Genomic DNA, 25,603 nt, shown 5'->3' on the forward strand with positions numbered 1-25,603 from the left:
ATAAAATGTCGAAATGTGCGGGAAATATGGGAAGTTAGGCGCCCGATTTCCTATTTTCGGGCGCCCGGCCGCTGCCTCAGTTCAGGCAGTCGTCCAGCCCGTCGCGCTGCACCACCGGGATGCGGGCGGAGATGCTGTTGCCATAGCGGCGGGTGAAGCCATGCGGGTCGATCGCCTCGCGCTTCTTGGGCAGCGGCAATACCGCCGCCAGCCGCGCCGCCTCCGCCCGGCTCAGCTTGCCCGCGCCATGGCCGAAATAGCGGATTGACCCGGCCTGCACGCCATAGGTGCCGATGCCGGTCTCCGCGACGTTCAGATAGACTTCCATGATCCGTCGCTTGCCCCAGATCGCCTCGATCAGCACGGTGAACCAGGCCTCGAAGCCCTTGCGGACGAAACCGCCACCCTGCCACAGGAAGACATTCTTCGCTGTCTGCTGGCTGATCGTGGAGCCGCCGCGAATGCGCCCGCCGCTGGCATTGTGGCGCATCGCCTGGGCAATCGCGACCGCGTCGAAGCCATGATGGCTGCAGAAGCGGCTATCCTCCGCCGCGATCGCCGCGCGCGGCATGTCCGGATCGATCGCGTCCAGGCGCTTCCATTCCTTGGTGATGCCATTGGGGTCGAGCAGCATAGTGATCGTCACCGGCGGCGGCACGAAGCGATAGATGACCACGGTGCCCACCGACAGGCCGACAAAGCCGATGGCGACCTTGAGGGGGATGCTGATCCAGCGGGAACGACGTTTCTGGGTGGAGGCAGGCTTGGGCGCGGCTTTGGCTTTTTTCATGGGCAGCAAACTAGCGCCCCTGCGCGCCGTCGTCATCGATTCCTTCAGGCGGTCGCCAGGCTCGGCGTGCGGCCCCGATTGATCAGCAGCACCAGCGCCGCACCGATCAGGCACAGCACGCCCGCCGCGATGAAGGCGGGCATATAGCTTTGCCAGGCGGTGCGCGACAGGCCGCCGGCCAGCGCGGCGCTCGCCGCGCCCAGCTGATGCCCGGCAAAGATCCAGCCGAACACGATATTCGCCTTTTCGGGGCCGAAGCGCTGCGCCGTCAGCTTCACCGTTGGCGGCACCGTCGCCACCCAGTCGAGGCCATAGAATATGGCGAACAGCGACAGGCTGTAGATCGAGAAATCGCTGAACGGCAGGTAGAGGAGGGACAGGCCGCGCAGCCCATAATAGAAGAAGAGCAGCCAGCGATTGTCATAGCGGTCGCTGAGCCAGCCCGATGCCAGCGTGCCGGCAAAGTCGAACAGCCCCATCATGGCCAGCATCGACGCCGCGCCCACTGCCGCCAGCCCATAATCGCCGCACAGCGAGATGAAATGGGTCTGGACCAGGCCGTTGGTGCTGGCGCCGCAGATGTAGAAGGAGAAGAAGAGGATCCAGAAGGTCGGCACTTTTGCCACGTCGCGCAGCACGATCAGCGGCGTCGCCAGCAGCGCGCCCAGGCTGGCCGGCTGGGCAGGAACGGGCTGGATCGCCTGTTCGCCATAGGGGGCAAGGTTCAGGTCCGAAGGCCGGTCGCGCATCAACAGCATGACCGCGACGGCCGCGACCAGGATCGCGCCGCACACCAGCAGCATCGCCGTGCGCCAGCCATAGCTGCCGGTCATGCTGGCCAGCAGCGGCAGGAAGGCGAGCTGGCCGGTCGCGGTGCTGGCCGACAGCAGCCCCATCACCAGTCCGCGCCGCTCGCTGAACCAGCGGGTGGCGACCGTCGCGCCCAGCACCATGGCGGTGAGGCCGGTGCCGACGCCGATCACCACGCCCCAGAGAAGGACGAGCTGCCACAATTGCGTCATGCCAAGCGACAGCAGCAGGCCGCCAATGACGATCGACAGTGAAATCAGCATCATGCGCCGCACGCCGAAGCGGTTCATGAAAGCGGCGGCAAAAGGCCCCATGCCCCCGAACAGCAGGAAACGGATCGCCAGCGCGCCGGAAATATCCGCTGCGCTCCAGCCAAATTCCTTCTGCAGCGGCACGATGAACACGCCCGGCGCGCCGACCGCGCCGGCCACCACCAGCATGGTGAGGAAGGTCGTGCCCGCGACGGCCCAGCCATAATGGACATTGCGCGCGGCCAGGCGGCGGGCGAACATGGTGGACAGCATCGACTTCCCCTTGGACTGGCCCCTGAACTGCTTCGTGAGCCGGAAAACGGACTGGCGTTAAATGATGGGTATCATATATAAGGTCAAGAGGCCAACTGGAGATGCAGGATCATGAAAGTCAGCCGTGAACAGGCCGAACGCAATCGCGAGAAGGTGGTGGATGCCGCATCCCGCCTGTTCCGCGCCCGCGGTGTCGAGGGCGTCGGCATTGGCGAGGTGATGCGCGAATGCGGTCTTACCCATGGCGGTTTCTACAACCAGTTCGAATCGAAGGAGGCGCTGGCGGCCGAAGCCTGTGCCACGTCGCTCGCGCGCGGCGCGGCCAAGTGGCGTCGCCTGTCGGCCGAGGATGGGCCGGATGCCATCACCGCCGATTATCTGAGCGCCCGAAATCGCGACGCGCCCGAAACCGGCTGCGCGCTGATCGCGCTTGGCCCCGATGCCGCGCGTAAGGGCGGGCCGCTCGCCGCCGCCTTTCGCGAAGGGTTCGAGGATCTGACCGCCGCGCTGCAAAATGCCGGCATTGCTGATCGTGATGCGGCGCTGGCGCGAATGGCGCAACTGGTCGGCACGATGGTGCTGGCCCGCGCGGTGGACGATCCGGCGCTGTCGGAGGAATTGCTGGCGGCCAATCGCCGCGCCCTGGGTGTTGAAGCATGAGCGGCAGCGCCCAATGGCGACCGATGGGGCAGGGGGACGTGGACGCAGTGGCGGCCATTTCCGATCGGGTCCATGGCGCCTATACGGAGAAGCCTGCCATCTATGCCGAACGGCTGCGCCTCTATCCGGCGGGTTGCTTCCTGCTGGAGCGGGACGGGCAGGCGCTCGGCTATCTCGTCACCCATCCCTGGGCCGGGGACCGGCCGCCAGCGCTGGATCAGTTGATGGGCAGGCTGCCGGACGCGCCTGACCGCTATTATCTCCACGATTTGGCGCTACTGCCCGAAGCGCGCGGCACTGGCGCCGCTGCGGCCGCCGTCGATCTGACCGTGGCACAGGCCCGCGCCGCCGGCTTCGATCGCATCACCCTGACCGCCGTGAACGGCGCGGACGCCTTCTGGCGCCGACAGGGTTTCGTCGATGCGCCGGTTGTCGCCGACAGCTATGGCGCGGACAGTGTCTCGATGGTGCGGATGCTCTAAGACGAAAAAAAAGCCCCGGATTGCTCCGGGGCTTCTTCTTTTCCATATGTCGCCGGATCAGGCGGCGGCGAAGCGTGCCATCTTTTCCAGCTTGCCGCCGGCGATGCGCATCATCGCCTTCTGCAGCTTCTCGAAGGCGCGAACCTCGATCTGGCGGACGCGCTCGCGCGATACGCCATAGACCTGGCTCAGTTCCTCAAGGGTCTTGGGCTCCTCGGCCAGGCGACGCTCGGCCAGGATATGCTTCTCACGGTCGTTGAGGTCGGTCATTGCCTCGACCAGCATCTCGTGACGCTGGGTGCGTTCCTGCTCCTCGGCGACGCGTTCGTCCTGCAGCGGATCGGTGTCCTGCAGCCAATCCTGCCACTGGCCGTCGCCATCCTCGCGCATCGGAACGTTGAGCGAGGTATCGCCGCCCATCGCCATGCGACGGTTCATCGACACCACGTCATCTTCCGACACACCCAGATCGGTCGCGATCTTGGTCACGTCCTCGGGGCGCAGATCGCCATCCTCGAACGCCTCGATATTGTTCTTCATCCGGCGCAGGTTGAAGAACAGCTTCTTCTGCGACGCGGTGGTGCCCATCTTGACCAGGCTCCAGCTGCGCAGGATGAATTCCTGGATCGACGCGCGGATCCACCACATTGCGTAGGTCGCCAGGCGGAAGCCACGTTCAGCCTCGAACTTCTTCACACCCTGCATCAGGCCGATATTGCCTTCGCTGATCAGTTCGCTGACCGGCAGGCCATAGCCGCGATAGCCCATGGCGATCTTCGCCACGAGACGCAGGTGAGACGTGACGAGCTGGGCCGCCGCCTCGGGATCCTGATGTTCCTCGTAGCGCTTCGCGAGCATATATTCCTGCTCGGGGGTCAGCAGCGGAAACTTGCGAATTTCCGACAGATAGCGGTTGAGGCTGGCTTCACCGCCCAGCGCCGGAACCGCGGGGACATTGCTCCGATTGGCCATGTCACAATTCCTTCCCTTTACATGCGCGCCAGGCGAACCCGAAAGTGGCATCCGCTGGCCGCGCAAACTTGTCAGAACCTATACGTGAAGCTCGCTTAACAGTTCCTGCATATCTGCAGGCAGGGGACTGTCGAAAGCCAAGGGTTCCTCCGTCACAGGATGTATGAACCCCAGCCGTTTCGCGTGCAATGCCTGCCTTTTGAAACCCAGCGTTTCCAGTATTGATTTGAAACCTTTTCTGTCTCTACCGTAAACCGGGTCACCGATCAAGGGGTGACCCAGATGCGCCATATGCACGCGAACCTGATGGGTGCGGCCGGTTTCCAGCCGGCATTCCACCATCGCCGCGCCGCGCAGGCGCTCCATCACGCGGTAATGGGTGACGGCATGTTTGCCGCGCCCTTCCCGATGAACCGCCATCTTCTTTCGATCAGCGTCGGACCGCCCGATCCAGGCATCGACCGTGCCGGACCTCGGCGCGGGAATGCCATAGACGATCGCGGCATAGAGCCGGTCGATACTGTGATCCTTGAACTGTCGGGCGAGGCCCTCATGGGCCTTGTCAGACTTAGCAACGACCAACAGGCCGGAAGTATCCTTGTCGATGCGATGAACGATGCCGGGACGCGCCACGCCGCCAATGCCGGATAACTGACCATCGCAATGGTGCAGCAGCGCATTGACCAGCGTGCCGTCCAGATTGCCGGCCGCCGGGTGGACCACCAGGCCCGCAGGCTTGTCGACCACGATCAGGTCGGCATCCTCATGCACGATATCGAGCGGAATATCCTGCGCCACGGCGTCGAGCGCGACGGGGGCGGGCAGGGTGATGCTGTAATCCTGCCCCGCCGCCACCTTCATCGACGGGTTGAGCGATCGACCGCCCGAGACGATCTGTCCCTCGACGATCAACGCCTTGATCCGCTCGCGCGACAGGTCGGGCAGCAATTCGGCCAGTGCGCGATCGAGGCGCAAACCCGCCTGGGCTTCGCCTATCGTCGTTTCAATGATGGAAACCCCCGAAATCATTGCCTAGGGATGTAGGAATGAAGGCCGAAATTTCAAGGGTGCTGCTGGAACAAATCATGGCCCTCGCTGCGGCCGAGCCGGGGGAGGTCTGTGGCCTGTTGCTGGGGCAGGGCGCGCGCATCGACGCGATCCTGCCAGCAGCCAATGTCGCGCCGGACCCGGCTCGTCATTTCGAACTGGCGCCGGCGACCTTGCTGGCCGCGCACCGCGCCGCGCGCCGGGGCGGGCCGGCGGTGCTTGGCCATTATCATTCCCACCCATCGGGCGTGCCGATTCCGTCGGAAACGGACCGCGCCTGTGCTGCGCCCGACGGCGCCTTGTGGCTGATAGTCGGCGGGGGAGCGGTGCGGGCGTGGGTGGCCGGGCCGGACGGGGAGGGGGGCGTGGCCTTCGTGGAGGCGTTGCTCGATATAAGGTGATGCAAAGGGGGTGAGCCGGGCTTGCATCATCGGCTGGGGAAGCCTAGCCGGGAAGGTGTCTTTTCCCGTAAATCCGGCGGCCTCCATCTCCATGACCCATCCGATCGACAGCATCGAATTTGCCAGCCTTCTCTGCTCGCGCCTCTGCCATGACCTGCTGAGCCCCGTCGGGGCGCTCAACAATGGCCTGGAACTGATGGCCGACGAAACCGACCCGGACATGCGCCAGCGCTGCCTGGACCTGCTGGCCGACAGTGCCCGCACCTCGGCCAACAAGCTGAAATTCTTCCGCCTGGCATTTGGTTCGGCGGGCGGTTTCGGTGATGCGGTGCCGCCGCATGAGGCGAAGGTCGCGATCGAGGGCATGTTCGCCTCGGGTCGGGTGAAGCTTGGCTGGATGGTCGAGGAACAGATGCTGGCCAAGCTCGCGGTCAAGGTGCTGCTCAATCTCGCGCTGATCGCTGGCGATGCGCTGGTGCGCGGCGGGCAGCTCGACATCGGTGCGGAGAAGCGGCCGGGCGTGACGGAGATCGTGGTGCGGGGCGAAGGGCCCAAGGTCATTCTCGATCCCGAACTGCGCGCGGCGCTGGCAGGAACCTTGCCGGCCGGTGGCCTGGCGTCGCGCACGGCGGCCGCCTGGATGGTACGCGCGCTGGTGATGGAGGCTGGCGGCGAGATCGTGCTGTCGCCGCCGGGCGATTCGGTGTTGCTGTTCGGCGCCGCCATCCCCGACCGCGCAGAATAATTCGGGCTGGAATAAATCAGGGCAGCAGGGCGCGCAGGGCTGTGTCGTCCTGTCCCTCGAGTTCCAGCAACGCGGCATAGGGATCACCCGTCAGGCCGAGCAGCGCGGCAAAGGCGGGCTCGGTCTTCAGGCCGCGATGGCGCAAGGCCATGATCGCCTGCGCCAAAGCAGGGCCGCCTAGATCGAGCAGGCGCCGCTCGACACAGAAATGGCGCCAGCCATGTTGCTGCGCGACCGGCAAGGCCTGGCCGAAGATCTCGAATGGCCAGTCCCACGCGCGGAAGCGGACGATCATGGCATCAAGGTCGGGGCGCGCATGAACCGCAAAATCGGGGCGATCGCCGAAATGCTCGGTCAGCAAGGCGGCAAAGGCATCGAAATCCCGCACCTCGCAGACGATATCGATGTCGCTGTCCGGCAGGTCGAGGCCAAGCGGCGGCGTGCCCGCAACATGGGGATCATAGGGCGCCAATAACGTCAGGACGCCGGTGCGTTGCAGCGCGACCTGATGCGCGACGCGGCTCATGCCTCGCGCATCTCCGCCGCGATTGCCGCGATCAGGTCTGCCGCCGGCAAGACACGGGCGAGGGGCGCGCCCTGGCCGGCCCATTGCGCGCCATAGCCGCCTTCGCCCTGGATCTTGGCGGCCGCGTTGAGCGCCTTCCCGGCGGCATAGGCGCGCGGATAGTCGGGGACGTCGTCATCATTTTCAGCGCTCCATTGGGTGAAGCGATTGGCAAGGCAGCGGGCCGGGCGGCCGGAAATGGCGCGGGTCATGTCCGTGTGCAGGGCGGCTGGGCTGGCAAGCGCGGCGCGATAGGCCGCGTCGGCGCTGCTTTCCGGGCAGGCGATGAACGCCGTGCCCAGTTGCGCCGCCACCGCGCCCAGGTCGAGTGCGGCGCGCACGCCCCGTCCGTCCATGATGCCGCCGGCCGCGATCACCGGCAAGCCGGCCTTCGCCACCAGCAGGCGGGTCAGCGCGAAGGTGCCGAGCATCGCATCGGGCGCATCGGGATCGAACATGCCGCGATGGCCGCCGGCTTCAAATCCCTGCGCCACCAGCGCGTCGATGCCGGCGGCACGCGCGGCGACCGCCTCGTCCAAATTGGTGACGGATGCGAGTAGCAGGCAACCCGCCTGCTTGAGCGCCGCGATCTGCTGCGCGCCGGGCAGTCCGAAATGAAAGCTGACCACGCGTGGGCGCGCTTCGACCAGTAGGTCGAGCATCGCCGGGTCTTCGGCAAAGCTGCGATAGATGGTCTCAAGGCCCGCGGGCGGTGCCGCATCCTGCGCGGCAAAGAGCGGTGCCAGCGCGGCCAGCCACGCTTGTTCCTCAGCCGGACGAACGCGGGGCGGCGCATGGACGAACAGATTGACGTTGAACGGCCGGTCAGTGAGCGCGCGTGTTGCCGCAATCATGGCGCGCGCGCCCGCTGTGTCGGTTGCCCCCACGGCGATCGATCCCAGCGCCCCGGCATTGCTGACGGCCGCGGCCATCGCCGGCGTCGAAACGCCTGCCATCGGCGCCTGGATCAGGGGAAGGGAAAGGTCTAGCGCGTCGATCGGGTTCATGCAGATCATGTGGGCGGTGGCGATTGATCCTGCAACAGGGGGATCAGACGTCGTCGGTGCCCACCGGGCCGCCTTCGCCTTCCATGCGGTTGATTGCGCGCACGTCGCGTGCGGTGAATTTCAGCCGAACGCCAGCGCCCTGTTCGCCATCCTCCGGCAGGAAGACGGCGCCGCCCTGTTCCAGTATCAGGCGCAGTCGTGCCTTGGCATCGTTACCCGGATCGGCGCGGCCGGCTTCGAAATCGGCCAGCATCGGCATATCGATCCCCGCAAGGCGCGCGACATGATCACGCGGCCATTCCACCAGGGCGCGGGCGGCGCGGGCAAGCTTTCCGCTGATCTGCAAGGCGAGTCTCCCTTCGTCGATGCGTGGTGCCGGAATAGAACAGCACGCCTGCCGCGCCGCAACGGAAAAGGCCCGGCCGCTTGCGCGACCGGGCCCGTCCTCCAGCAACCTGTGAAAGGATCAGGCGCTGTAATACATGTCGAATTCGACCGGCGAGGGGGCCATTTCCCAGCGATACACTTCGGGCCACTTCAGTTCGATATAGGCATCGATCTGGTCCTTGGTGAACACGTCGCCCTTGAGCAGGAACTCATAGTCGGCTTCGAGGCTGTTGAGCGCTTCACGCAGCGAACCGCAAACGGTCGGCACCTGGCTCAGTTCTTCCGGCGGCAGGTCATAGAGATTCTTGTCCATCGCGGCGCCCGGATGGATCTTGTTCTCGATGCCGTCGAGGCCGGCCATCAGCAGCGCGGCGTAGCAGAGATAGGGGTTGGCCATCGCGTCGGGGAAGCGGAATTCCACGCGCTTCGCCTTGGCACCGGCGCCGTAGGGAATACGGCAGGAGGCCGAACGGTTGCGGGCCGAATAGGCCAGCAGAACCGGGGCTTCGAAGCCCGGCACCAGACGCTTGTAGCTGTTGGTGGTCGGGTTGGTGAAGGCGTTGAGGGCCTTGGCGTGCTTGATGACGCCGCCGATGAAGTAGAGGCAGGTGTCGGACAGGCCGGCATAGCCTTCGCCCGCGAACAGCGGCTTGCCGCCTTCCCAGATCGACATGTGGGTGTGCATGCCCGAACCATTGTCCTGCGCGATCGGCTTGGGCATGAAGGTCGCGGTCTTGCCATAGGCCTGGGCGACCATCTGCACGACATACTTATAGATCTGCATGCGGTCGGCGGTCTGGACCAGCGTACCGAAGGTCAGGCCCAGTTCGTGCTGCGCGGCGGCGACTTCATGGTGATGCTTGTCGCAGGGCAGGCCCATTTCGAGCATGGTCGACACCATTTCGGCGCGGATGTCGGTGCAGGGATCAACCGGCGCGACGGGGAAATAGCCTCCCTTGGCGCGCGGACGATGACCCAGGTTGCCGCCTTCATATTCCTTGCCGGTGTTGGTCGGCAGTTCGATGTCGTCGATCTTGTAGTAGCTCTGCGAGTAGTCATTCTCGAAGCGCACATCGTCGAACATGAAGAATTCGGCTTCAGGGCCGACATAGATGGTGTCGCCGAAACCGGCCGACTTCACGAACGCTTCGGCGCGCTTGGCGCACGAACGCGGGTCACGGGCATAAAGTTCGCCGGTGTCGGGCTCGACGATGTCGCAGAAGATGATCAGCATCGGGGTCGCGCTGAACGGATCGACATAGACGGCGTCCAGGTCGGGCTTCAGGATCATGTCCGACTCGTTGATCGCCTTCCAGCCTTCGATCGACGAACCGTCGAACATCAGGCCCTGGGTCAGCTCATCTTCGCCGAGAACCGAAGACACCATGGTCAGGTGCTGCCACTTGCCCTTGGGATCGGTGAAACGGACATCGACCCACTCGATTTCCTTTTCCTCGATCATCTTCAGGATGTCTTTTGGCGTGTTGGCCATGTGCACTTGCCCTTCTCTATGGATACCCCCCCGAAGGGGTCGTTGAAGCCTGTTTCCGCCGGCCCCCTGTCCGCCGGCTAGAACCTGTCGAAAATCAGATGGCGTCGCTGTCGCGTTCGCCGGTGCGGATGCGCACCGCGCCCTCGATGGCGGAAATGAAGATCTTGCCGTCGCCGATGCGGCCGGTCTGGGCGGCGCTGCAGATCGCTTCGACGACCCGGTCGGCCAGGGCGTCGTCGACGACGACCTCCAACTTCACCTTGGGCAGGAAGTCGACGACATATTCGGCGCCGCGATACAGTTCGGTATGGCCCTTCTGGCGGCCGAAGCCCTTCGCCTCGGTGACGGTGATGCCGGACACGCCCACTTCGTGCAGCGCTTCCTTTACCTCGTCCAGCTTGAACGGCTTGATGATCGCCTCGATCTTCTTCATCACTTAATCCCAACCCATGACGCACGAACGGACGCGGGTTGGCCCCGCATCCTTCAACCTTCAAGCGACGATCATCATGCCCCCCGAGGCAAGCGCCGTCTCCCTTAACAATCAATTACCGTGCCAAGTGGCGAATCGCTAGGCCTGCTTTCGGCGATGCAGCAATCTTTGTCCATATTGCCCGGATTCCGGGCAATATCATGTCATTCTGCCTGTTTTTTGGGCAGTGGTTGAACGATCCATCATGCAAAAGGCCCGCCCCGTCGACGCCGGTCAGGAATGATCCCGATAGCATGAACGGAGCGGGCCTTTGGGACCGCCATGGGCAGGCAGAAATCAGCGCGCGTAGGGCGGGCAGTCGAGGCCGGTCGGGCTCTTGGTAAAGATCTCGCAGCCGGTTTCGGTGATGCCGATGCTGTGTTCGAACTGGGCTGACAGCGTGCGGTCGCGCGTCACCGCCGTCCAGCCATCGTCCAGCATCTTCACGCCGGGCTTGCCGATATTGATCATCGGCTCGATCGTGAAGAACATGCCGGGCTTCAACTCCGGGCCGGTGCCGGGACGGCCGACATGGACCACTTCAGGGCTGTCATGGAAGACGCGGCCCAGGCCATGGCCACAGAAATCGCGGACCACGCCATAACGATGCTTTTCGGCATGACGCTGGATGACATGGCCGATGTCGCCCAGATGATTGCCGGGCTTGGCCTGCTCGATGCCCAGCATCAGGCATTCATAGGTGATCTCGACCAGCCGCTTCGCCTTGATCGGCGCATCGCCGGCGATGAACATGCGGCTGGTATCGCCGTGCCAGCCATCGACCAGCGGGGTGACGTCGATATTGAGAATATCGCCGTCCTTGAGCTTATAGTCGCCCGGAATGCCATGGCAGATGACATTGTTGAGCGAGATGCAGCAGCTATGGGTATAGCCGCGATAGCCCAGGGTCGCCGGCACCCCGCCGCCGTCCAGGGTCATGCGGCGGACGATGTCGTCCAGTTCACCGGTGGTCACGCCCGGCACCACATGGGGCACTAGCGCGTCGAGGATCTCGGCGGCCAGTCGGCCGGCCTTGCGCATGCCTTCGAAACCGGCCGCGTCATAGAGCTTGATCGCGGTCGAGCGGGAAACCGGCGCGTCGGCCGTCATCGTCATATATTCGGTCATGTGGTTGATATAGACCCTGCGATCCGGCATTGCGAGTGTCTTCGCTCAGCCCCGCGGTCGCTATCAGGAAAAGAGAAACGGACATGGTGATGGAAGGCGGATGCGCCTGTAGTGAGGTGCGCTATCGGATCGATGCCGACCCCATCTTCGTCAACAACTGCCATTGCAGCCTGTGCCAGCGGCAGAGCGGCGCGGCGTCCGCGGTCAATGCCTTTGTCGAGGTCGATCATCTTCATCTCCTGTCTGGGCAGTTGAGCGAACATGTCGTGCCCACCGGCAGCGGCAAGACCCAGGTGATCGTCCGCTGCGCCAACTGCGGCACCGCGGTCTGGAGCTTCTATCCCCGTCTCGGCCGGGCGGGGGCGGCGATCCGGGTCGGCACGCTGGACGATCGCTCGGCGATCCGGCCCGATGCCGCCATCTTCGTGGCGGACCGGTCGGACTGGACCGCCTTGCCGGCCGACGTGCCGGTCTTCGAGGCGAGCTACAAGCCGGCGGACGTCCTGCCGCCCGATCGGCTGGCCCGGCTGATGGCGCTCGCCGCCCGTGCGGAGCCGCTGGCATGAGCGACCGTATCTGGACCGCCGCCGTGATCGTGATCGGCGATGAAATCCTGTCCGGCCGCATCCAGGACAAGAATGTCGCGCAGATCGCCACCTGGCTCAATGTCCAGGGCATCCGCCTGCGCGAGGTACGGGTGGTGCCCGATGTGCAGGACGCGATCGTCGAGGCGGTGAACACGCTGCGTGCCCGCAACGACTATCTCTTCACCACCGGCGGTATTGGGCCGACCCATGACGACATCACGGTCGATGCGATCGCGGTGGCGCTGGGCGTCGGTGTCGAGATCCATCCCGAAGCGCGGGCGATATTGGAGCGCTATTATGTCACGCGCGGCGGCCTCACCGACGCGCGGCTGCGCATGGCGCGGGTGCCGGCCGGCGCCGACCTCATCGAAAACCGCATGTCGGGCGCGCCGGGCATCCGCCACGGCAATATCTTCATCATGGCCGGCGTGCCGCACATCACCGCCGGCATGCTCGACAGCCTGACCGGCACGCTGGAAGGCGGCTTGCCCGTCCTCTCCGCGACGATCGGCTGCTGGGTCGCGGAAAGCGAGATCGCCGACCTGCTCGGCGCCACCGAGCGCGCCCATGACGGCGTCCAGATCGGCAGCTACCCCTTCTTCCGCGAAGGGCGCACCGGCGCCAATTTCGTCATCCGCTCGACCGACCAGGTGGTGCTGGACATCTGCGTTGCGGACCTCAGCGCCGCGTTGACGGAGGGGGGCTGGCCCCCGGTGTCTGGCGGTATCTAGCCAAGAAACATCCGTTGCGGTGACAAGAAGGCCTGGCGGCGGTACAGCGCAGTTCCACTTCTAAAAGAGAATTCTGCATGCTTACCGCGCGAACCTATAGTGTCTCGATAGCGCGCAACTGGCGCGAGCTTTATGAAGCGATCTGGCAGCCGGAGATATTCCCGAAATGGGCATCGGGCCTGACCGAGGCCGATCTGCGCAGGGGCGGCACCGGATGGATTGCCGACGGTCCCGATGGGCCGATCGTCGTTCGCTTCACGCCGCACAATGAATTTGGCGTGATGGATCATTTCGTCGAGACCGGTGATGGCCGGGAGGTTCATGTCCCGCTGCGCGTGATCGAGAATGGAGATGGGGCAGAGGTGATGCTGACGCTTTTTCGCCAGCCCGGTATGAGCGACGAGGATTTCGCGCGCGACGCCAAATGGATTACCCGCGATCTACGCGCGCTGCGCGATTATGCAAAGACGCTGGGCTAAGGGATCATTTTGACAAATCGCGAAAGAGCGATTTCTGATACGGAACCAGACCCTAACGGCGGATATTGATCCCGCCGAGGCGGCTCAGCTTTCCGGGCGGGTCCAGATCCAGCTGCCGCCGATCAGCGCTGCGGCCAGCGGGATCAGATACCAGGGGAAGGGGGAGAAGATCAGCGCCAGGATCGCGCTGAAGGCGAAGGCGCCGAGCGCGGCCTTCTTGCCCTTGCGGCTGATCGCGCCGCGTTCGCGCCAGCGGCGGATATGCGGGCCGAAATGCTTGTGGTCGAGCAGCCTGGCCTCCAGTTCCGGGCTGGAGCGGGCAAAGCAATAGGCCGCGAGGATCATGAAAGGGACGGTCGGCAGCAGCGGCAGGAAGGCGCCCAGCGTGCCCAATCCGATCGAGAGGAAGCCGGCAATGAGATAGAGATGGCGCCGCACCCGTCGATCCCGTCTGGAATGGGCCGATGCGGCCCAGTCTGTCCTATCTATGCTATTGATTTGCAGGAACGCAATTGCCTTTCGTCGGGTGCCTTTTGTCAGGCGGCAGGCAGGCGCAGCCGGACCAGCAGCCCGCCCAGATCCTCGCTCTCCTCCAGCGCCACCGACCCGCCATAGATTTCGGCGACGTCGCGGACGATGGCGAGGCCAAGGCCCGTGCCGGGCTTGCCCGAATCGAGGCGCACGCCGCGATCGAAGATGCGCACCCGGTCGGCCTCGGGAATGCCCATGCCGTCATCCTCGACCATGATCTCGACCATTGCGTCGACGCGGCTGACCGTCGCGAACACGCTGCCACCGCCATATTTGGCGGCATTTTCGACCAGATTGCCCAGCATTTCGTCCAGATCCTGCCGCTCGACGCGGACCGCCGCATGCTTGTCGCCGTCCATGTCGACCCGCGCATCCTGATAGAGATGCCGCACCGCGCGCTCGACCGCCTCCAGGCTGGCCCAGACCTCGGCCCGGCTCTGCGCTGCGCCGCGTCGGCCGACGGCGCGGGCGCGGGCGAGGTGATGGTCGACCTGGCGCCGCATCGTCGTCGCCTCGCGCACGACCGTTTCGCCCAGGTCCGGCGCATTGGCGGTCGCCGCGTTCATGATGACGGTCAGCGGGGTCTTGAGCGCATGGGCGAGGTTGCCGGCATGGGTGCGCGCTTCCTCCGCCTGCCGCTCATTATGGGCGAGCAGCGCGTTCAGTTCCTCGACCATCGGCAGCACTTCGGCGGGCATGGGTTCGGTCACCCGGCTCTTGTCGCCATCGCGCATCTTGATGATTTCCAGCCGCACCTTGCGCAGCGGCCGCAGGCCATAGATGGTCTGCAAGGTGGCGAGCACGATCAGGCCCAGCGCCAGCAGCGCGAAGCTCTTGAACAGGGTCGATCGCAGCGTCTTGATCTGGCCATCAAGGCCCTGGCGCGCCTGCGCGACCATGAACATCCAGCGCGCATCGGAACCGGGCAGGATGACGCTGCGCTCCATGACGCGCAGATCCTCGCCGGGAAACTGCTTGCTGTCATAGACATGGAAATTGCGGTCGGCATGGTCACCCGGCACCTTGAGCGCCCGGTCCCACAGCGATCGCGACCGCCAATCCTCATGCCCCTTGGCGCTGATCTGGTAATAGAGGCCGCTATTGGGTTCCAGGAAGCGCTGGTCGGCCAGTTCGCGGTTGAACAGCACTTCGCCGTCCGGGCCGATCTCGGCCGCCGCGATCATCGCGGTCAGCACATAATTCATGCCGTCGTCGAAATTGCGCGTCACCGCGTCCGACAGCACCCGGTCGAGCGCGACGCCACCGCCCAGCAGCAGCACGCTGATCCACAGCGCGGCAATGCCGATCATGCGGCGGCTGATCGACCCGGTGGACCGGATGGGGGAGGGCGACGGGCTGGCCATGCGAAATGATCCTACACCCGTTCACTGCATACGCAGCCGAGAAACATGGCCGATGGCACGGACCTATTTGCCTGTCGACTTCGCCCGCAGCGAACGGAGGCGGATGGGGCGAGGATCAGCGCCCCGGCTCGTCCAGGCTGTAGCCAAGGCCGCGGATGGTGGTGATGACATCAGCGCCGAGTTTTTTACGGATGCGCGTCACGAACACCTCGATCGTGTTGGAATCGCGGTCGAAATCCTGGTCGTAAATATGCTCGATCAGCTCGGTGCGGCTGACCACCTTACCCTTGTGATGGAGCAGGTAGGACAGCAGCTTATATTCCTGCGCCGTCAGCTTCACCGGATCGCCCTTGAGCGTCACCTTGCCCGAACGGGTGTCGAGGCGGACGTCGCCGGCGATCAGTTCGCTCGATGCATTGCCGCTGGCGCGGCGGATGAGCGCGCGCAGGCGGGCGATCAGTTCCTCGCTCTGGAAGGGCTTGGCCAGATAATCGTCGGCGCCCGCGTCCAGGCCCGCGACCTTGTCGGACCAGCTGTCGCGCGCGGTCAGCACCAGCACCGGGAAGCTGCGCCCTTCCTTGCGCCAGCGATCAAGCACGGTCAGGCCATCGATCGTCGGCAGGCCAAGGTCCAGGACCACGGCGTCATAATTTTCGGTCGAGCCCAGGAAATGGCCGTCCTCGCCATCGGTGGCGAGATCGACGGCATAGCCGGCACCTTCCAGCGTGTTCCTGAGCTGCTGGCCCAGACTCGGTTCATCCTCGACGATCAGCAGGCGCATAGGGTTCCGTTTCTTGTTATCGACGCAATGGGTTTGGCCGGCACGCGGTCAGCGTGCCCAGCCGATGATATCGCCTGTCCGGCCGTCGGCATCAACCCACATCACCTTGCCGTCCTTCACATATTTCAGGCGATAGCGATTGGTGGAGGGGTTGAACTCGCTGCCGACATAGGTGGCACCGCCCACCTGGGCGTCGACCCGGCGCTTGATCATCGAAAAGGGCATGACCTGGCCGTCCAGCATCGCGCGGCGCGCGGCATCCTGCTCGTCACGGCGGCCACCGGCTTCGGCGACCGGTGTCATCAGGGACAGGGCCAGTAGGGCGCCCAGTCCGGCAGTCAGGCTTTTGGCGATCATTGTCATGGGCATGGCATAGGCGAAGCGCATTGAACAGGTGGTGAATGACCGGTCATTCCGCGCTGGAAAGGAGCGGCCGGGCGAATTAGGCTTGCCAGCCATGCAGATGGAAGATGACAGGCCCGTAGCCGATGCGCCCTTGTGGCGCTCCGTGCCGCGCTGGTGGCGCAGCCATGTGATCCGCGGGATCGATCATCAGGCCGTGCTCGAAAGGGTGCGAGCCGATGATGGCTGGACCCCGTCCTACGCCTTCATGATCCTGATGTCGGCGGGCATCGCGGTGCTGGGCCTGCTGCTCTCCTCGCCGGCCGTGGTGATCGGCGCGATGCTGATCTCGCCGCTGATGGGGCCGATCGTCGGGCTGGGCTTTGGCCTCGCCATGACCGATGCGCGTGAAATCCGACGGACGATCGTCGCGCTGGCGGGCGGGGCGCTGGTGGCGATTGCGTTCACCGCCTTCATCGTCCTGCTGTCGCCGTTGCAGACGGTGACCAGTGAAATCGCCGCGCGCACCCGGCCCAATCTGTTCGACCTGATGGTCGCGCTCTTTTCCGCGCTGGCGGGCGCCTATGCGATGATTCGCGGCAAGGCCGGCACGATCGTCGGCGTCGCAATCGCCACTGCGCTGATGCCGCCGCTGGCAACGGTGGGCTTTGGTCTGGCGACGCTCAATGCGACGGTCGCGGGCGGTGCCTTCCTCCTCTTCTTCACCAATTTCGTGACGATCGCGCTGGCTGCGGCGATCATGGCGCGCCTCTATGGCTTTGGCCGGCGGCTGTCGCCCAGCCAGAGCTGGCTGCAGATGGTTTTCATCGGTGCCATATTCCTGGCGCTGGCAGTGCCGCTCGGCCTGTCGCTCGGCCAGATCGCCTGGGAGGCGCGGGCCGCCCGCGATGCCCGCGACGTCATCCGCCGCGAATTTCCAGATGGCGCCCGGATCGCCCAGCTCGACCTGGATTTCGCCGCCAGGCCGCTTGCCGTGACCGCCAGCGTCCTCACCAGCCATTATGAGCGCGACGCGTCCGCGCGGGCCGGCCATATTCTGGGCGACATGCTGGGCAAGCCGGTGTCGTTGGATATCGAACAGATCCGGGTGGGTGAGGGGACAGATGCCGACAATGCCCAGCTGCTCGCCGCCCAGACCGCCCGGCGTGAGGTGCAGGGCCAGGTCGATCGCCTGACCGACCGGCTGGCGCTGGTCGCTGGTGTCAATCCCGATGCGGTGACGGTGGATACCGCGCGCAAACGGGCGGTGGTGCGGGCGCGGGCTTTGCCGGATGCGGGCCTTGGCGCCTATTGGGCGCTGGAGCGGCGGGCGGCGGCGGCAACGCCCGGCTGGGCGATAGAGATTACGCCGCCGACCCTGCCGCTGCCGTCGCTCGCGCTGGATGATGAAGGGGCCGTGACGGACAAGGATCGGCTGGCGCTTGTGCTGTGGGCGGCGCAGCGCACCGGCCTGCCGATCGACATGTCGATCAAGGGGGAGGGGCATGAGGGGTTGCTCAAGCCCTTTGCCGATCGTGGCATCGACGCGCGGCTGGTCAAAGGCGCCAGCGCGGACCTTGCGGTGCCGCACTGGCGCGTCGAGGAATGACGGCTTAGCGTTCGAGCGCGTACTGGACCGTCAGGCTGATCGATGCGCTGACCTGACCGGGTTCGACCGGGGTCGGCGCGGCGTCGGCCTTGAACCGGGCCGCCATCAGCGGCATCGGCGCATTGCCGCCGCTGCTGCTTTCCGAGATCGAGACCAGCCGGGCCGAGCGATAGCCCGCCGCCTGGGCATAGAAATCGGCCTGGGCCTTGGCCGTCTTGAGCGCGGTGGCGCGGGCCTGGGCCTGAAGCGGGCTCGGATCCTCGACCGAGAAGCTGGGGCCGTTGATGTTGGTCGCGCCGGCCTGCACCAGCGTATCGAGCAGCGCGCCGACCTTCTTCACGTCGCGTACCTTGACGCTGAGCTGGTTCGACGCCTCATAGCCCAGGAAACGCGGACCGGACGGCTGGCCGTCGCGGTTGCTGTAGTCATATTGGGCGTTGAGGTTGATGCCGCTGGTCTGGATGTCGGCCTTGGCGATGCCGGCCTTGGCCAGCGCCGCGATCAGCCCGTCCATCTTGGCGGCATTGTCCTTCATCGCCTGGGCCGCGGTCGGGGCCTTGGTCTGGACGCCGGTGCCGATGGCCGCGACATCGGGCGCGGCCTCGACGCTTTCGGTGACGTTCAACGTCACTACCGGCGCGGTCTCGGCGATGGTGACGCTGGTCTGGGCAACAGCCGCGACAGGCAGTGCGGCGGCGCCGAGCGCCATCAGGGCGAGAGCGGATTTCATGGACATGGTCTCCTCTGTAAGTCCTGCACCCGTTTTTGGCCGGGGTGCGATGAATGGACGCTGTCCTGCGTTGAAAGCCGTCCGACAGCTTTCCGGTTCCACTCTTGCCCCGACGCCCGATAGGCCCTAGCTGCACCGCCATGGCAGCACCCATTCTCTCCTTCGAAAATCTCGGCCTCTCGCAGGGCAGCCACTGGCTATTCCGGCATATCGACATCCATGTCGGTCAGCGCGACCGGCTGGCGCTGATCGGGCGCAACGGCGCGGGCAAGACCACCTTGCTCAAGCTGATCGGCGGTCAGATCGAAGCGGATGAGGGCATTCGTTCGGTACAGCCGGGCGCGCGGGTGGTGACGCTGGAGCAGGATCCGGACGTCAGTGCCTTCAAGACGCTGCATGATTTCGCGCTGGCCGGCGCATTCGCGCCGCCCGCCCATGAGGTCGAGGCGATCGCCGACCAGCTGGGCATCGACCTGTCGCGCGAGGCCGCGACCGCGAGCGGCGGTGAGCGCCGCCGCGCCGCGATCGCCCGCGCGCTGGCGAGCGAGCCCGATCTGCTGCTGCTGGACGAGCCGACCAACCATCTGGATATCGCGGCGATCGACTGGCTGGAAAGCTGGCTTGCCCGCTATACCGGTGCCTTCATCGTCATCAGCCATGACCGTGCCTTCTTGACTCGCCTGACCCGCCAGACCTTGTGGCTCGATCGCGGCCAGATGCGCCGCAACGAGATCGGCTTCGGCGGTTTCGAGGACTGGATGGAAGCGGTCTATGCCGAAGAGGCGCGCGCTGCCGAGAAGCTGGACGCCAAGCTCAAGATCGAGGCACACTGGCTGGAGCGTGGCGTCACTGCGCGGCGCAAGCGCAACCAGGGACGCCTTGCCAAGCTGTGGGAGATGCGCGCCCAGCGTGCCGCGATGCAGGGGCCGCAAGGCACCGCCAAGATCGCGGTGGCGAGCGACGACAGCAAGACCAAGAGCGTCATCAAGGCCGAGCATGTCACCAAGACATTTGGTGATCGGACCATCATCAACGACTTCAGCCTGCGGGTGCAGCGCGGCGACCGGATCGGCATCGTCGGCGGCAATGGCGCGGGCAAGTCGACTTTGCTGAAGCTGCTGACCGGCGAACTGGCGCCCGACAGCGGCGCGGTGACGCTGGCCAAGACGCTGGACATGATCTTCATCGACCAGCAGCGTAGCCTGATGCAGGGCGACAAGAGCGTGCGCGACGTGCTGGCCGAGGGCGGCGACTGGATCGATGTGCGCGGCGTGCGCAAGCATGTCCATGGCTATCTCAAGGACTTCCTGTTCGACCCCTCGCTGGCGGAGGCGAAGGTCGGCACCCTGTCGGGTGGCGAGCGTTCGCGTCTGCTGTTCGCGCGCGAATTTGCCCGCGAATCCAACCTGCTGGTGCTGGACGAACCGACCAACGACCTTGACCTCGAAACGCTCGACCTGCTGCAGGAAGTGATCGCGGACTATGATGGCACGGTGCTGATCGTCAGCCATGACCGCGACTTCCTCGACCGCACCGTCACCGTGACGCTCGGCCTCGACGGATCGGGCAAGGTCGATGTGATCGTCGGCGGCTATGCCGACTGGATCGCCAAGCGCGATCCGCGCCGTGCGCCCAAGGCGGAGAAGAAGGAGGCTGCGGCCCCGCCGCCGCCCAAGCCGGCCTCGACCAAGCTGACCTACAAGGACCAGCGCGACCTCGACCTGCTGCCCAAGAAGATCGAGGAACTGGAAGCGGCGATCGCCCGCGACGAGGAGGCGCTGGCCGACCCGGCGCTTTATACCCGCGACCCGAAGAAATTCGCGGCGCTGACGGCTGCGATCGAGAGGGCGCGGGCGGAGAAGGACGCGGCCGAGGAACGCTGGCTGGAACTGGCGGAGAAGGCCGAGGGCTTGGGCTGAGCCCCTTGCGCTGTCCCCTGCATCTGATAGCCAACGGGCTGGATGATCTGACAGGGGGCTCCATCATATGACCACGCCGCGCGTCGAGCCGCCACGGCCACATCATGCCGTTCATTATGTCAACCGGGTCGGCTGGCTGCGCGCGGCTGTGCTGGGCGCCAATGACGGCATTGTATCGACCGCCAGCCTGATGACCGGGATCGCCGCATCGGGCGCGACAGGCGAGTCCATATTATTGTCGGGCATTGCCGCCTTGGTGGCCGGCGCCATGTCGATGGCGGCGGGCGAATATGTGTCGGTGAGCGCCCAGTCGGATACCGAGCGTGCCGATCTCGCCAAGGAAAAGAAGGCGCTGGCGACACAGCCTCATGCCGAATGGGAGGAGTTGCGCGACATTTATGTCGAGCGCGGGCTGGACCGGGACTTGGCTGGGCAGGTGGCTACCCAGTTGATGGCGACCGATCCGCTGGGCGCCCATGCCCGCGATGAGCTGGGCATTTCCGACCTCAGCACGCCGCGCCCGGTGCAGGCAGGGCTGGCCTCGGCGGCGAGCTTCGCCTGTGGCGCGGCGCCACCGGTAGTCGCCGCGGCCATCGCGCCGTCGCTGGCCGGGATCAGCGTCGTGCCGGTGTCGCTGCTCTGCCTGTTGCTGCTGGGCTATGTCGGGGCGCGGCTGGGCGGGGCGCGGCCGGGGCGGTCGATGCTGCGTACATTCTTCTGGGGCGCGCTGGCGATGGCTGTGACGGCGGCGGCGGGGCATCTTTTCGGCGCCGCCATATGATGGCAAGGTCCGCCGCCTGATATCCAAGGGAGATGATGCATGACCGCAATCCAGCAGATACCGCTCAAGACCATCAAGGGCGCCGACGCGACCCTGGCCGATTATGCCGGCAAGGTGGTGCTTGCGGTCAATGTCGCCTCCAAATGCGGGCTGACGCCGCAATATGAGGGGCTGGAAAAGCTCTATGCCGATTATCGGGACAAGGGGCTGGTGGTCGCGGGCTTCCCGGCCAATGATTTCGGCGCTCAGGAACCGGGCAGCAATGACGAGATCGCGACCTTCTGCACCACCAATTTCGGCGTCGATTTCCCGATGTTCGAGAAGATCGTGGTCAGCGGGCTGGACAAGCATCCGCTTTATGCCGCACTGACGAGCGCGCAGCCCGAGGCGCAGGGCGATGGCGACAGTTTTCGCGAGCGGCTCAAGGGCTATGGCATGACGCCCAATCCGGTGCCGGAAATCCTGTGGAATTTCGAGAAATTCGTGATCGCCAAGGATGGCAGTGTTGCGGCCCGTTTCGCGCCGACGACGGCGCCCGACGATCCGGCGCTGGTTGCTGCGATCGAAGCCGAACTGGCGAAATAAGCATCCGACGGGTGGCGTGTCTGCACGCGCCACCCGTTCTATTTTACGGCTGCCCCGGAGCGGCCCATTCTTCCTTTGTTTCGGTGAAGTTACGAACCCATGCGACAGACTATTGTGAAGGCGGCCCTGTGCGGCGCGATGCTGCTGGCGACCACGGCGCAGGCGGCGCTGAGCCCGGCCGAACAGAAGATCGGCGCCAGCGTCGATGCCGGTCATGAACCAGCGATCGCCCTCCTCGAAAAGATCGTGAACCAGAATAGCGGGTCGATGAATGTCGCCGGCGTCAAGGCGGTGGCCGACATGCTGCGTCCCGAGTTCGAGGCGCTGGGCTTCGCCGTTAGCTGGAAACCGATGGATCAGGTCAAGCGTGCCGGCCATTTCATCGCGGTCCACAAGGGCAAGGCGGGCACGACGAAGATGCTGCTGATCGGCCATCTCGACACGGTGTTCGAGCCGGACTCGCCGTTCCAGACCTTCAAGCGGGATGGTGACTGGGCCGCCGGGCCGGGTGTCGGCGACGACAAGGGTGGGGTGGTGACGATGCTGCTGGCCCTGAAGGCGATGCAGGCGGCGGGCACGCTGAAGAACGCCAATATCGAGGTGGTGCTGACCGGTGACGAGGAGGATTCGGGCGATCCGGTCTCGATCTCGCGCGCTGACCTGATCGCGGCCGGCAAGCGCGCCGACGTCGCGCTCGATTTCGAGGGGCTGAGCCGCGAGGACGGCAAGGATATGGGCTCGATCGCGCGCCGCTCCTCCAACAGCTGGACGCTGACCACCAGCGGCAAGTCGGCGCACAGTTCGGGCATCTTCTCTGCGGCCGCCGGTGATGGCGCCGTCTATGAAATGGCGCGGATCATCACCGCTTTCCGCAAGGAATTGCCGGAACCCAACCTGACCTTCAATGTCGGCCTGATCGGTGGCGGCCAGAGCGCCGATGTTGACAAGGACGGCGTACGCATCGCCGTGACCGGCAAGACCAATATCATCCCGCCGATCGCGGTCGCCAAGGGCGATTTCCGCACCCTTAGCCAGGACCAGACCGAGCGGGTGCGGGCCAAGATGCAGGCGATCGTAGATAGCGGCCATCTGCCCGGCACCGGCGCCAGCATCGCCTTTGACCTGGGCTATCCCTCCATGGCGCCAACGGCGGGCAATCGCGCGCTGCTGGGCAAATTGAATGGCATCAACAAGGATTTGGGCCTGCCCGAAATGCCCGAGCTTGATCCGCTCAAGCGCGGCGCGGGCGATATCAGCTTCGTCGCGCAGGATGTCGACGGGCTGGTGGGTCTGGGCCTCGCCTCGACGGGTGATCATAGCCCGGCGGAAAAGGCGGACCTGTCCACCATGCCGCGCCAGGCCAAGCGGGCGGCCATATTGATGACCCGTCTGTCGGCCGAGAAGGGCCGGAAATGATCGACCCTCGGGCGCCGGCTTCCGCTGGCGCCCGATAGCGGCTACGGAAAGCCATGCTGCCGCCGACCCCGACGATTGCCACCCATATCGGACCCGTGTTGGAGGCGTTGAGCCTGATCGGCACCTTCGTCTTCGGGGCTTCCGGGGCATTGGCTGCCGCGCGCCTGCGCCAGACATTGGTGACCTTTGCCTTCTTCGCCCTGCTGACGGGGGTGGGCGGCGGCACGGTGCGCGACCTGCTGATCGATGCGCCGGTCTTCTGGATCCATGATCCGGCGCCGTCGATCGTGTGCATGGCCGCCGCTATCACCGTCTGGATCACGCCGCGCCGCTGGTGGAGCGATCATGCGCTCGACTGGCTCGATGCGATCGGGCTGGCCGCCTTCGCGGTCTTCGGGGCGGCCAAGGCAATGAGCTTTGGCGTGCCGCCCTTTGTCGCGGGGATGATGGGCGTGGTCACCGGCTGCGTCGGCGGCATCATGCGCGACACGCTGGCGGGCGAGCCGTCGATCCTGCTGCGCCCCGAACTATACGTCACGGCCGCAGCGTTCGCCTCCGGCCTGTTCGTGCTGTTGCGGCTGGCCGGGCTGGATGTGCCGGTCGCCGGCGTGATCGCGGCGCTGCTGGGGTTTGGCCTGCGGGCGCTCGCGATCCGCCGGGGGCTGGGTCTGCCCGCCTATAAGGAGGCGGGCGAGTAATCGTCCTGCTTCGGGACCGTCACTTCCCGTTTCGATATTCCAGCGCCGGTCCCTTGTCGCCCAGCAGCGAGCGATAGACGAAATCTTTGCCGCGACGGCGATCCAGTTCGGCCTTGGCCTCTGCCAGCGTGTCCGGGCTCTGGAACAGTTGCGCGGCGGTCAGCGCCATCGCCTTGGCGGCGACGACCGCGCCCTTGGTGCCGACGCTGGTTCCGCTCGCGGCGACGGCCTGCCAGCTGTGCGGCGGGGTGCCCGGCGCCCAGGTGGCTGCGACCATGCCGACCGTCGGCGTCGTGTAGCTGACATCGCCGACATCGGTGGAGGCCGGCGTCAGGCCGCCGCTGCTATAGGCTTCGACGCTGCCGTCGCCCATGCGCGTGCCCTTGGGGAAGCTCGACTGGATCTGGGTGATGAAGGCCTGTTCCTGCGCATTGTAGGCGGGCAGGGTCACCTGTTTCAGATTGTCATACATGACATGGCCCAGCGTGTCGTTGGGCAGGAGGTCGAAGGTGCCGCCGACCTGGTTGAACTCGACCGTGGTGCCGGTGCCCATGGCCGCGCCCTCGGCCGCCTTCTTCACCCGGTCCATGATGTCGGCGACCACCTGCTGATTGGGGTGGCGGACATAATAATAGACCTCGGCGGTGTCGGGCACGACGTTCGGCGCCTTGCCGCCATCGGTGATGACATAATGGATGCGGGTTTCCTGCGGCACATGTTCGCGCATCATGTTGACCATCGCGTCCATCGCCTCGACCCCGTCGAGCGCGGAGCGGCCACGTTCGGGCGCGGCGGCGGCATGGGCGGCGGTGCCGTGGAAGCGGAACTTGCCGCTGATATTGGCGAGCGCGGTATTTTGCGACGCACTGTTGCTGTCGGCGGCATGCCAGTGGATCATCGCCGACACATCCTTGGTGAGGCCGGCGCGGACGATGAACACCTTGCCCGATCCGCCTTCCTCCGCCGGCGTGCCATAGAGGCGCAGCTCGCCCTTGATCTTGTGCGCGACCATCCAGTCCTTGGTGGCAATCGCGGCCGCGACCGAGGCGGCGCCGAACAGATTATGACCGCAGCCATGGCCGGCAATGCCCTCGATCGGCTTGCGCACCGGCTCGGCCGCCTGGGGCAGGCCGGGCAGGGCGTCATATTCGGCGAGCAGGCCGATGACCGGGCCGTCGCCGGTCCTGAAGCGCGCGACGAAGGCGGTGGGCATGCCGGCGATCCCCGCCTCCACCGTGAAGCCGGCGGCCTTCAGCTGCTGCTGCAACAGCGCCGAACTTTTCGTCTCCTGAAAGCCGATTTCGGCATAGTTCCAGATTTGCAGCGCGTTCTTCGCCAGCGTGTCCGCGCCGCGATCGACATCCGCCATGATCGCCATCTTGTCGCCATCGGCCAGCGGCCCGGCGAGGGCGGGCGCCGATGCGCCGAGCGCGAGGAGGGCGAGGAAGGAGCGGGCGAAGCGTGACATGGATGGATCCCCTGGCTGCATGAAGCGGGGCGGTCCGCACCATCCCCACTGGTGAAACGGCTTATCGATCAGGGCGATGGATACCACCATCACAAAAGTG

29 protein-coding genes are annotated in these 25,603 nt (G+C 65.4%); 13 read left to right on the forward strand and 16 right to left on the reverse strand.

Annotated elements, in window-relative coordinates; all coding sequences use genetic code 11:
* Nucleotides 1–76: 76 nt before the first annotated feature.
* A complete protein-coding gene (gene mtgA / locus ACI6S0_RS04960) occupies nt 77–790 on the reverse strand; it encodes a monofunctional biosynthetic peptidoglycan transglycosylase (RefSeq protein ID WP_125986769.1) in 714 nt (237 codons plus the stop codon).
* 44 nt (nt 791–834) lie between these two features.
* Nucleotides 835–2,124: an MFS transporter gene (locus tag ACI6S0_RS04965; protein WP_434405182.1), complete on the reverse strand. Its 1,290-nt coding sequence runs from the start codon at nt 2,122–2,124 to the stop codon at nt 835–837.
* A gap of 111 nt (nt 2,125–2,235) precedes the next feature.
* Here ACI6S0_RS04965 and ACI6S0_RS04970 point away from each other — a divergent pair, with 111 nt between their 5' ends.
* Both ACI6S0_RS04970 and ACI6S0_RS04975 read left to right on the forward strand, forming a co-directional pair.
* Nucleotides 2,236–2,784, forward strand: a complete 549-nt coding sequence (locus ACI6S0_RS04970; protein ID WP_007704859.1) for a TetR/AcrR family transcriptional regulator — start codon at nt 2,236–2,238, stop codon at nt 2,782–2,784.
* Nucleotides 2,781–3,266 carry a GNAT family N-acetyltransferase gene (locus tag ACI6S0_RS04975; RefSeq protein ID WP_434405183.1) on the forward strand — a complete coding sequence of 162 codons (486 nt, stop codon included), beginning with the start codon at nt 2,781–2,783 and terminating at the stop codon, nt 3,264–3,266. Before ACI6S0_RS04970 ends, ACI6S0_RS04975 begins: the two co-directional genes overlap by 4 nt.
* Nucleotides 3,267–3,323: 57 nt before the next feature.
* On the opposite strand, the gene rpoH is transcribed toward ACI6S0_RS04975, so the two are convergent.
* The gene (gene rpoH / locus ACI6S0_RS04980) at nt 3,324–4,238 is read right to left on the reverse strand and encodes an RNA polymerase sigma factor RpoH (RefSeq protein ID WP_004207557.1); all 915 of its coding nucleotides are present in this window, start codon (nt 4,236–4,238) and stop codon (nt 3,324–3,326) included.
* Between the two features lie 78 nt (nt 4,239–4,316).
* Nucleotides 4,317–5,267, reverse strand: coding sequence for an RluA family pseudouridine synthase (locus ACI6S0_RS04985; protein WP_434405184.1), 951 nt, complete (start codon nt 5,265–5,267; stop codon nt 4,317–4,319).
* Between the two features lie 17 nt (nt 5,268–5,284).
* Between ACI6S0_RS04985 and ACI6S0_RS04990 the strand changes: the two genes are divergently transcribed.
* Both ACI6S0_RS04990 and ACI6S0_RS04995 read left to right on the forward strand, forming a co-directional pair.
* Nucleotides 5,285–5,686, forward strand: a complete 402-nt coding sequence (locus ACI6S0_RS04990) for a M67 family metallopeptidase (protein WP_434405185.1) — start codon at nt 5,285–5,287, stop codon at nt 5,684–5,686.
* 91 nt (nt 5,687–5,777) lie between these two features.
* A complete protein-coding gene (locus ACI6S0_RS04995; RefSeq protein ID WP_010336062.1) occupies nt 5,778–6,431 on the forward strand; it encodes a histidine phosphotransferase family protein in 654 nt (217 codons plus the stop codon).
* A gap of 16 nt (nt 6,432–6,447) precedes the next feature.
* Here ACI6S0_RS04995 and ACI6S0_RS05000 read toward each other — a convergent pair whose 3' ends face one another.
* From ACI6S0_RS05000 to map, 6 genes are all read right to left on the reverse strand, one after another.
* Entirely contained in the window at nt 6,448–6,957 is a 510-nt protein-coding gene (locus ACI6S0_RS05000; RefSeq protein ID WP_434405186.1) for a DUF4269 domain-containing protein, read from the reverse strand.
* Nucleotides 6,954–8,012 (reverse strand): NAD(P)H-dependent flavin oxidoreductase, encoded by a 1,059-nt coding sequence (locus ACI6S0_RS05005; RefSeq protein ID WP_434405187.1) that lies wholly within the window; start codon nt 8,010–8,012, stop codon nt 6,954–6,956. The genes ACI6S0_RS05000 and ACI6S0_RS05005 overlap by 4 nt, the downstream gene beginning before the upstream one ends.
* 34 nt (nt 8,013–8,046) lie before the next feature.
* Nucleotides 8,047–8,349 (reverse strand): helix-turn-helix domain-containing protein, encoded by a 303-nt coding sequence (locus ACI6S0_RS05010; RefSeq protein ID WP_434405188.1) that lies wholly within the window; start codon nt 8,347–8,349, stop codon nt 8,047–8,049.
* 120 nt (nt 8,350–8,469) lie between these two features.
* On the reverse strand, nt 8,470–9,882 hold the full coding sequence (gene glnA, locus ACI6S0_RS05015; RefSeq protein ID WP_004207550.1) for a type I glutamate--ammonia ligase: 1,413 nt from the start codon (nt 9,880–9,882) through the stop codon (nt 8,470–8,472).
* 94 nt (nt 9,883–9,976) lie between these two features.
* Nucleotides 9,977–10,315 carry a P-II family nitrogen regulator gene (locus ACI6S0_RS05020; protein ID WP_004207549.1) on the reverse strand — a complete coding sequence of 113 codons (339 nt, stop codon included), beginning with the start codon at nt 10,313–10,315 and terminating at the stop codon, nt 9,977–9,979.
* 336 nt (nt 10,316–10,651) lie between these two features.
* Entirely contained in the window at nt 10,652–11,482 is an 831-nt protein-coding gene (gene map, locus ACI6S0_RS05025; protein WP_170828743.1) for a type I methionyl aminopeptidase, read from the reverse strand.
* An 83-nt stretch (nt 11,483–11,565) separates the two neighbouring features.
* Here map and ACI6S0_RS05030 point away from each other — a divergent pair, with 83 nt between their 5' ends.
* The 3 genes from ACI6S0_RS05030 (at nt 11,566) to ACI6S0_RS05040 (ending at nt 13,279) form a co-directional block, all read left to right on the forward strand.
* The gene (locus ACI6S0_RS05030; protein WP_099233177.1) at nt 11,566–12,048 is read left to right on the forward strand and encodes a GFA family protein; all 483 of its coding nucleotides are present in this window, start codon (nt 11,566–11,568) and stop codon (nt 12,046–12,048) included.
* A complete protein-coding gene (locus ACI6S0_RS05035) occupies nt 12,045–12,800 on the forward strand; it encodes a competence/damage-inducible protein A (RefSeq protein ID WP_099233175.1) in 756 nt (251 codons plus the stop codon). Before ACI6S0_RS05030 ends, ACI6S0_RS05035 begins: the two co-directional genes overlap by 4 nt.
* A gap of 77 nt (nt 12,801–12,877) precedes the next feature.
* Nucleotides 12,878–13,279 carry a polyketide cyclase gene (locus ACI6S0_RS05040; RefSeq protein WP_099233173.1) on the forward strand — a complete coding sequence of 134 codons (402 nt, stop codon included), beginning with the start codon at nt 12,878–12,880 and terminating at the stop codon, nt 13,277–13,279.
* 84 nt (nt 13,280–13,363) lie between these two features.
* On the opposite strand, the gene ACI6S0_RS05045 is transcribed toward ACI6S0_RS05040, so the two are convergent.
* The 4 genes from ACI6S0_RS05045 to ACI6S0_RS05060 all read right to left on the reverse strand — a co-directional run bounded on the left by ACI6S0_RS05045 (nt 13,364) and on the right by ACI6S0_RS05060 (nt 16,342).
* The gene (locus ACI6S0_RS05045) at nt 13,364–13,717 is read right to left on the reverse strand and encodes a YbaN family protein (RefSeq protein WP_099233171.1); all 354 of its coding nucleotides are present in this window, start codon (nt 13,715–13,717) and stop codon (nt 13,364–13,366) included.
* A gap of 98 nt (nt 13,718–13,815) precedes the next feature.
* Complete coding sequence (locus ACI6S0_RS05050) at nt 13,816–15,120, reverse strand: sensor histidine kinase (protein ID WP_434405903.1); 1,305 nt, start codon at nt 15,118–15,120, stop codon at nt 13,816–13,818.
* A 169-nt stretch (nt 15,121–15,289) separates the two neighbouring features.
* Nucleotides 15,290–15,955 carry a response regulator transcription factor gene (locus ACI6S0_RS05055; RefSeq protein WP_004207541.1) on the reverse strand — a complete coding sequence of 222 codons (666 nt, stop codon included), beginning with the start codon at nt 15,953–15,955 and terminating at the stop codon, nt 15,290–15,292.
* 48 nt (nt 15,956–16,003) lie between these two features.
* Entirely contained in the window at nt 16,004–16,342 is a 339-nt protein-coding gene (locus ACI6S0_RS05060; RefSeq protein ID WP_010336069.1) for a hypothetical protein, read from the reverse strand.
* A 70-nt stretch (nt 16,343–16,412) separates the two neighbouring features.
* Here ACI6S0_RS05060 and ACI6S0_RS05065 point away from each other — a divergent pair, with 70 nt between their 5' ends.
* The gene (locus ACI6S0_RS05065) at nt 16,413–17,906 is read left to right on the forward strand and encodes a DUF389 domain-containing protein (protein WP_434405189.1); all 1,494 of its coding nucleotides are present in this window, start codon (nt 16,413–16,415) and stop codon (nt 17,904–17,906) included.
* Nucleotides 17,907–17,910: 4 nt separating this feature from the next.
* Here the strand turns inward: ACI6S0_RS05065 and ACI6S0_RS05070 are convergent, their stop codons facing one another.
* Nucleotides 17,911–18,636: an SIMPL domain-containing protein gene (locus ACI6S0_RS05070; RefSeq protein ID WP_434405190.1), complete on the reverse strand. Its 726-nt coding sequence runs from the start codon at nt 18,634–18,636 to the stop codon at nt 17,911–17,913.
* Nucleotides 18,637–18,776: 140 nt separating this feature from the next.
* Between ACI6S0_RS05070 and ACI6S0_RS05075 the strand changes: the two genes are divergently transcribed.
* The 5 genes from ACI6S0_RS05075 (at nt 18,777) to ACI6S0_RS05095 (ending at nt 24,035) form a co-directional block, all read left to right on the forward strand.
* Nucleotides 18,777–20,555 (forward strand): ABC-F family ATP-binding cassette domain-containing protein, encoded by a 1,779-nt coding sequence (locus ACI6S0_RS05075; protein WP_125998483.1) that lies wholly within the window; start codon nt 18,777–18,779, stop codon nt 20,553–20,555.
* A gap of 67 nt (nt 20,556–20,622) precedes the next feature.
* On the forward strand, nt 20,623–21,336 hold the full coding sequence (locus ACI6S0_RS05080; protein ID WP_097383550.1) for a VIT1/CCC1 transporter family protein: 714 nt from the start codon (nt 20,623–20,625) through the stop codon (nt 21,334–21,336).
* 39 nt (nt 21,337–21,375) lie between these two features.
* Nucleotides 21,376–21,921 (forward strand): glutathione peroxidase, encoded by a 546-nt coding sequence (locus tag ACI6S0_RS05085; protein ID WP_434405191.1) that lies wholly within the window; start codon nt 21,376–21,378, stop codon nt 21,919–21,921.
* A gap of 99 nt (nt 21,922–22,020) precedes the next feature.
* Nucleotides 22,021–23,337: a M20/M25/M40 family metallo-hydrolase gene (locus ACI6S0_RS05090; RefSeq protein ID WP_434405192.1), complete on the forward strand. Its 1,317-nt coding sequence runs from the start codon at nt 22,021–22,023 to the stop codon at nt 23,335–23,337.
* Nucleotides 23,338–23,390: 53 nt separating this feature from the next.
* Nucleotides 23,391–24,035, forward strand: a complete 645-nt coding sequence (locus tag ACI6S0_RS05095; protein ID WP_004207533.1) for a trimeric intracellular cation channel family protein — start codon at nt 23,391–23,393, stop codon at nt 24,033–24,035.
* Between the two features lie 19 nt (nt 24,036–24,054).
* Here ACI6S0_RS05095 and ACI6S0_RS05100 read toward each other — a convergent pair whose 3' ends face one another.
* Nucleotides 24,055–25,503: an amidohydrolase gene (locus ACI6S0_RS05100; RefSeq protein WP_434405193.1), complete on the reverse strand. Its 1,449-nt coding sequence runs from the start codon at nt 25,501–25,503 to the stop codon at nt 24,055–24,057.
* Nucleotides 25,504–25,603 lie beyond the last annotated feature (100 nt).

It is taken from the genome of Sphingobium sp. DN12, from assembly GCF_051058005.1.
Classification (GTDB): Bacteria; Pseudomonadota; Alphaproteobacteria; order Sphingomonadales; family Sphingomonadaceae; genus Sphingobium; species Sphingobium yanoikuyae.

Excerpts from the sequence above, each read along its gene's own strand:
- ACI6S0_RS05100 (WP_434405193.1), bottom strand. The coding sequence starts at position 25,503 with ATGTCACGCTTCGCCCGCTCCTTCCTCGCCCTCCTCGCGCTCGGCGCA.
- ACI6S0_RS05070 (WP_434405190.1), bottom strand. The coding sequence starts at position 18,636 with ATGAAATCCGCTCTCGCCCTGATGGCGCTCGGCGCCGCCGCACTGCCT.
- ACI6S0_RS04985 (WP_434405184.1), bottom strand. The coding sequence starts at position 5,267 with ATGATTTCGGGGGTTTCCATCATTGAAACGACGATAGGCGAAGCCCAG.
- ACI6S0_RS05060 (WP_010336069.1), bottom strand. The coding sequence starts at position 16,342 with ATGCGCTTCGCCTATGCCATGCCCATGACAATGATCGCCAAAAGCCTG.
- ACI6S0_RS05065 (WP_434405189.1), top strand. The coding sequence starts at position 16,413 with ATGCAGATGGAAGATGACAGGCCCGTAGCCGATGCGCCCTTGTGGCGC.
- ACI6S0_RS05050 (WP_434405903.1), bottom strand. The coding sequence starts at position 15,120 with ATGATCGGCATTGCCGCGCTGTGGATCAGCGTGCTGCTGCTGGGCGGT.
- ACI6S0_RS05035 (WP_099233175.1), top strand. The coding sequence starts at position 12,045 with ATGAGCGACCGTATCTGGACCGCCGCCGTGATCGTGATCGGCGATGAA.
- ACI6S0_RS05090 (WP_434405192.1), top strand. The coding sequence starts at position 22,021 with ATGCGACAGACTATTGTGAAGGCGGCCCTGTGCGGCGCGATGCTGCTG.
- ACI6S0_RS04995 (WP_010336062.1), top strand. The coding sequence starts at position 5,778 with ATGACCCATCCGATCGACAGCATCGAATTTGCCAGCCTTCTCTGCTCG.
- ACI6S0_RS05080 (WP_097383550.1), top strand. The coding sequence starts at position 20,623 with ATGACCACGCCGCGCGTCGAGCCGCCACGGCCACATCATGCCGTTCAT.
- ACI6S0_RS04970 (WP_007704859.1), top strand. The coding sequence starts at position 2,236 with ATGAAAGTCAGCCGTGAACAGGCCGAACGCAATCGCGAGAAGGTGGTG.
- glnA (WP_004207550.1), bottom strand. The coding sequence starts at position 9,882 with ATGGCCAACACGCCAAAAGACATCCTGAAGATGATCGAGGAAAAGGAA.
- map (WP_170828743.1), bottom strand. The coding sequence starts at position 11,482 with ATGACCGAATATATGACGATGACGGCCGACGCGCCGGTTTCCCGCTCG.
- ACI6S0_RS04975 (WP_434405183.1), top strand. The coding sequence starts at position 2,781 with ATGAGCGGCAGCGCCCAATGGCGACCGATGGGGCAGGGGGACGTGGAC.
- ACI6S0_RS05055 (WP_004207541.1), bottom strand. The coding sequence starts at position 15,955 with ATGCGCCTGCTGATCGTCGAGGATGAACCGAGTCTGGGCCAGCAGCTC.
- ACI6S0_RS05085 (WP_434405191.1), top strand. The coding sequence starts at position 21,376 with ATGACCGCAATCCAGCAGATACCGCTCAAGACCATCAAGGGCGCCGAC.
- ACI6S0_RS05075 (WP_125998483.1), top strand. The coding sequence starts at position 18,777 with ATGGCAGCACCCATTCTCTCCTTCGAAAATCTCGGCCTCTCGCAGGGC.
- ACI6S0_RS05095 (WP_004207533.1), top strand. The coding sequence starts at position 23,391 with ATGCTGCCGCCGACCCCGACGATTGCCACCCATATCGGACCCGTGTTG.
- ACI6S0_RS05000 (WP_434405186.1), bottom strand. The coding sequence starts at position 6,957 with ATGAGCCGCGTCGCGCATCAGGTCGCGCTGCAACGCACCGGCGTCCTG.
- ACI6S0_RS05020 (WP_004207549.1), bottom strand. The coding sequence starts at position 10,315 with ATGAAGAAGATCGAGGCGATCATCAAGCCGTTCAAGCTGGACGAGGTA.
- ACI6S0_RS04965 (WP_434405182.1), bottom strand. The coding sequence starts at position 2,124 with ATGCTGTCCACCATGTTCGCCCGCCGCCTGGCCGCGCGCAATGTCCAT.
- ACI6S0_RS04990 (WP_434405185.1), top strand. The coding sequence starts at position 5,285 with ATGAAGGCCGAAATTTCAAGGGTGCTGCTGGAACAAATCATGGCCCTC.
- ACI6S0_RS05030 (WP_099233177.1), top strand. The coding sequence starts at position 11,566 with ATGGTGATGGAAGGCGGATGCGCCTGTAGTGAGGTGCGCTATCGGATC.
- ACI6S0_RS05005 (WP_434405187.1), bottom strand. The coding sequence starts at position 8,012 with ATGATCTGCATGAACCCGATCGACGCGCTAGACCTTTCCCTTCCCCTG.
- mtgA (WP_125986769.1), bottom strand. The coding sequence starts at position 790 with ATGAAAAAAGCCAAAGCCGCGCCCAAGCCTGCCTCCACCCAGAAACGT.
- ACI6S0_RS05040 (WP_099233173.1), top strand. The coding sequence starts at position 12,878 with ATGCTTACCGCGCGAACCTATAGTGTCTCGATAGCGCGCAACTGGCGC.
- rpoH (WP_004207557.1), bottom strand. The coding sequence starts at position 4,238 with ATGGCCAATCGGAGCAATGTCCCCGCGGTTCCGGCGCTGGGCGGTGAA.